The sequence below is a fragment of the Sulfuricurvum sp. genome, assembly GCF_049305995.1.
Lineage (GTDB): Bacteria > Campylobacterota > Campylobacteria > Campylobacterales > Sulfurimonadaceae > Sulfuricurvum.
In genome coordinates, this window is the sequence record NZ_JBAQPS010000303.1 from 1 (window position 1) to 4937 (window position 4937).

Consider the following 4937-nt stretch of genomic DNA (forward strand, 5'->3'; position numbering starts at 1 on the left):
GGTTAATTCTGAATTCTGTCTTTTCAAAGAAGAATTAAGGACTGAATTTTGAGCACTTTGAACCGATTGATCATTAACTCGTTCTCGAGAACCGAATAAAATTGAAGGTCTCGAATTATTATGAACAAAGTCTTGAAATCGCTTTTTTAATTGAATTGAAACTTCTCTAGGTAACTTATTAAAGTCTCCGTCATAGTTTTTAACCGTAGTCCACCATACTTTAGGGTTTTTCCAGAAAATACATGTTTTGAACCATAGAGCTATTTTTGGAAAACACATACATAAAATTGTGAAAATTATTATAACGCATGTGATTGCAATAAGAACTCTAAAAATTTCTGGTAAAACTTGAACTGGGTTAACTATTTCGTCTAAAATTTGGTTAAAGAAGTTAGTATCAACCTCGTCTAATTTAGGAGTATAAATATTAATTGGAGGTTTTGTTACCTCGATAATTAAGTTATAATCGTTTTCAGATGGTACATATTTATGGATTTCCATAAATTTTACTTCTCCTAAATTTGTAGCTTTAGCTTCTGGGTGAATTGTAATTTCATAAGAATTTGGAAAAATTACTTTGCATCCTGGTGCAATTTTAGCTGTGCCAAAACCTTCAAGGGTAATTTGTGTTTTATTAAAACCCGTTCTGGTTTCGCAAATGAGGTTAATTAATTTTTGGCCTTCTACGCTGTAAATTAGATTGTTACTAAAAACGTAGTAAAAAGGTTCCTTATTATCAATTGAATTCATAGGGCAAAGTTGTTTGTCCTGGTCTAGAGAATTAATTACACAATGAGATGTGTCTTGATTAATTGGTCTTAAAACATCCGTAGTTCTGCAATATTTTGATTGAGTGCATAAATCATATTCGCTATCACTTAATATTGAGTATGATCTACTTGCTGCAGAATGAGCTATATATTTTGCGTCTAAATCTACTTTAAAAACTTTTCCGTCCTTAAAAATAGGTATAGGGCTAGCTCTATAAACATTGAATAAATTTTCTTGTTTAATAATAGGAATTCTTAGACTGTAAGTAATACTTTTGTTTGTGTAATATGTTTGTGTATAAATATCATTCAAATTATCACTTAAAGGTATTAGTCTATTCCTGAACTCCGTTGCTAGGTCTTTTAATTCTTTCTTGCTTAAAAGATAGGGTGAAGCTTTGTGCATATTAGCGTTAGTCATAACACTTGCTGTTTTTAAAATAGTTGATTGAATTACTCCAACAATATTTTGTAAGGCTAGTTTATGATCTAGTTGCTGAAACATAGTAGCTGTTGAAAATTCCGATTTTCTAGCAAAATCGTCCATAATGGAAATTGTTTCTGCCATAGATGTATATGCGTACTGTAATTCATCTTGGTTAATAGCTAATGATTGAATAGCTACAGAATGATTTTTCAACAAGTCTAATTGGGGTTTTAGGTCATCCCTATGCACTAAGCCTGTTAAAGCTGAAATGCCTGAGCCTATGAAACTCAGAGCTGCTCTACCATCAGATATATCGTTAAGAGCTAAACTTGAGGTTAAGCCTCCTAACATTAAAGGTAACATTGCAAAACGTTTATTTCTTTTATATTTATATGAAATAATTGAGTTTATAATGTCCTTACTAACTGATTGTGAGAATTTCTGTGTTAAGAAATTAAAATATACATCTGTGAATGTATCTGTTGTTGTGTTGAAAAATTTAATATCTTGTAAAGTCGAAACGTATAAATCTATGAATTTCTGCGCGTCTATTTAAAAAGATGTTAAATTTTTGCCGTTTGGTGATAAATTTAATTTAAAATTTAAATTTACAAATGAATGAATGATTGGAATAGTTTTATGAAAGAACTCATCATGTTTTTCCAAGATTGTCGTTAAGTCGTTTGATTGAGCTTGTTCATACCATCTTTTGCAATCATCATTCGTTAATTTCAAAAATTCTATTAATCGGGAAATATCGTCAGTATAATCAAATGAGTTTAAATTTTCCAAAAATTTATTATCATTACAGATTAAAGAAAAGTTATCAAAATTGACAATATTAACTGTCTCTAACAATTCATAACTGATATAACTTGCAATCAAAGCGTCGGGAATTTGATATTCTTGACTTAATGCTTTAGATAAGTTAACTAATTGTCCCAATAAAATTTCAAAATTATCGCTTGTCGTTGTATAGTTTTCATGAGTAAAACTTTTACAAAATAATTTTGGGTCCATTAAGGTATCTCCAAAAGTCTCGAATGAGGGTGATATTTCTCTCCTATATCTTAAAGTTAAATTGTTAACTTTCTCCTCAATCCTATCAAGGGAAATATCCGTAAATCTAGTAGCTTCGTCCGTAATAAGCTTTGATGTTTGAACTACATTTACGAGGTCTCTTTGACATGCATGTGCCGCCATGCGTAAGACCATGTCTCCTTGAATACTTTCCGTGTTAGTATTTGGAATTCTTTCACAAATAACCTTAGTTGTAGTTAATTTGAAAGAATCATCTAGAACAACTAAATCCCATAAGTTATTGGACATGCCTTTAACATATGCTAATCCTATGCCGTCAATGCTTTTATTTATGCATTTAAGGTCACCCCAAGCATATGGAGATGCTTTAGGACAAGGTTTTAAATTAGTGTCTAGGTAATATAATTGTGGAAACATTGGTTTCTCAGAATTAATTTGTTGTCCTGTGGAAGAAAATATAAATACTTTTCCTCTAGGATCAGGCGTTACACCTGAAACTATATGCGTGATGTCATTATCTTCTGCAAACCTAGTAAGCTCCCTAAGGTCTGCATTATCACGTATTTCTGGTAATCTAGTGTTAATACCTACGCAATAGCCTTTTGCGCGGTCTAAAGAATAATATCTATTAGAAATTTGATATCTTGTTTTAATGTCAGATTTGATTTTGTCCAATATTTTGCCGTTTAAGCCTTCGCAAAAATTTTCATAAGATTTTTCGAAAATTTTAGCCTGAACTATTGTGTTTTCAAAAGTTGAAAAGTCTAAATATCTTGTAAATAAAGCGGTAGGCGGATTAATATTGACAGGCGTCTCTTGACATTTTTCGTAGAGTATTCCTCCCTTTATAAATACCGATTGATCAGATTGACAATTACTCCTACTTATAAAGGTTAAACAAAATAAGAGTAAGTATAAAATATTCTCACCAGCCATTATAAGTTAAATTGAAAACTATAATGCTATGTTGAGTTGTCGTATTCCTTTAAGTCCCGGTAGTCAGAGAAAAAATACGAAGTCCTTTGACAAAGATTTGTAAAAATGTTTGAAAAATTTGTAGATAAATTTTCAGAATTAATGTTAACTCGAAAGGTAACAGTAATTGACTGGTGGGGCTTATTGGAATACACTCTTACTTATAACGTCAGGTGCGAATCTTTTGAAAGGGCTTTCACCCCCTCCTATCTAACTATTAGTACTTGCAAGGGGAGGTTTGGCTTATTTTCTATTGGGGATTTCATGGTATCCAAATGTAATTTTACTATTGGTCCTGCTGGTCAAACAAAAGCGCGTTAATTTTCAGAGGAAAACTGCTTTTTCGAAAAAAATACGGTTTTCATAAAAGGTGTCTCGTGCTTGGCCTTTAGGCACAATTATTTTAAGTTTAACAAATACTACTAAAAATTTTAAAAGGGTTAATTTAATTTTTGTAAAGTAATATTCAGATATCATGATTCTTACCAAATGTATTAGGTACATAAACTTTTTAATATTTTTCAACATAAAATTGCTGAAATTAGTTTCTCTCAAATGAAAAAATATTATTTATTTCATTTCTTCTCGTTATCGAAAATTAAATATTCAGTATTGCTGGTTGCTCTAACCAAGTATCGTTTTCGATGTGATAAAAATTTAATAAAAATATTATTATTTTTCTTCTCAATGTTCTTCCTTCAAAAGTAAATAATTAGTATTGCTGGTTGCTCTAACCAATTATTTTTCTCGATAGAAAAATATAAAGTCAAAAAATTTGAATTGCTTTAAGGTTTGAGATAAATTAATTTTTAGAAGTTTACTATGGAAAATAATTTATCTTAGATTCATTTAACATGATCTGGGTTCAATAAACGTTTACATTCCCCAAAAAATGTTTTAATAAATTTCAGAAGGTTTCAAAATTTATGAGGCTTCAAGAGAATAAGTAACCTATTGATGTTGTTTTGGAAAAAATTAAGAATAAGTAACATATCTTTGCTCGAGAAAATACATTAATACTTTACCTTATTGGTCTTCAGTAATAAAAAATATAATGTCTCGCAAGCGTTCCCTTCATGAAAGAAACCTCTTTTGATAAATTAAATAATTTATTATCTCTTAATATTGTAAAGTTTCAGATAATTATCTTTAGTGATCAAATAAAGACGGTTATCCAAACATTTTTTATTCCTTCCGATAGATTTTTGAATTGAAAAATCTCAAAATTCCTACTTATGCGTATAAGTAGTACACTTTATTAATGTCTTAATCTACCTAATCATTTAAAATTAGGTTCAATATATCCCATAAATAAAATAGTTTATTTCTTCTTAGCGTCTGATTTTTACTAGTTTCTCGGTATCAAAGAAGGTGTAATTAGTATTGCTGGTTGCTCTAACTAATATACGGTGTCTTTGATGGTAAGAAAGAAGTAAATATGGTTTTTCTAATTTTGCTTCTTCCCGTGGTCAAAATTGATGCTAAATAATTATATTGGCTGTATAACCCTTTAACATTTTTTTGATGAGATAAAGAAAATTAGATGAATGAATTTAGTTATTTTATAAAAACATTTTCATTTCAAAAAAATTTGTGTCGTAATTCTTCTACTTTAAATATATTCTTGCTGGTTGCTCGGGAATATAAATGGTGTAGAAAAAATAATTCGCAAAGTCTCAAAATTGAAACATTTTAATAAAAATTTTTTTTAATATCATTTAAGA

2 protein-coding genes are annotated in these 4937 nt (G+C 29.6%); both read right to left on the minus strand.

Annotation, left to right across the window (positions count from 1 at the left end):
* A partial coding sequence (locus WA010_RS10435; protein ID WP_422557053.1) for a hypothetical protein occupies nt 1-1560 on the minus strand: 1560 nt, incomplete at its 3' end.
* 189 nt (nt 1561-1749) lie between these two features.
* Nucleotides 1750-3174: a hypothetical protein gene (locus WA010_RS10440; protein ID WP_422557054.1), complete on the minus strand. Its 1425-nt coding sequence runs from the start codon at nt 3172-3174 to the stop codon at nt 1750-1752.
* Nucleotides 3175-4937 lie beyond the last annotated feature (1763 nt).

Excerpts from the sequence above, each read along its gene's own strand:
- WA010_RS10440 (WP_422557054.1), bottom strand. The coding sequence starts at position 3,174 with ATGGCTGGTGAGAATATTTTATACTTACTCTTATTTTGTTTAACCTTT.